Annotated in this window: 1 protein-coding gene; it reads left to right on the forward strand. The window is 41.0% G+C overall.

Going from position 1 to position 293, the window contains the following annotated elements; translation table 11 throughout:
- The coding region (locus CD113_RS11165) for a putative Ig domain-containing protein (RefSeq protein ID WP_206167424.1) at window positions 1–293 on the forward strand (293 nt) is incomplete at both ends.

Here is a 293-nt window from a genome sequence, read left to right on the forward strand (position 1 = left end):
ATCGACAATATCGTTATCGATAGTCAAGATAACAGTGGTCAACCAGTGACAAATAGTGTAAGTGGCTTACCAGAAGGTGTAACGTTTGATGAAGCAACGAACACAATTAGTGGCAGTCCAACAATGGTAGGCACATACCCAGTCACAGTGACAACAACAGACGCTGAAGGAAATACAACAACAACGCAATTTACGATTACAGTGGTGGATACGACAGCTCCAACAGTAAAAGCGATCGATGATCAAACAAAAGAAGTGAACACACCAATTGATAATATCGTCATTGATGGAAG

The sequence above is a fragment of the Staphylococcus simiae genome, from assembly GCF_002902085.1.
Lineage (GTDB): Bacteria > Bacillota > Bacilli > Staphylococcales > Staphylococcaceae > Staphylococcus > Staphylococcus simiae.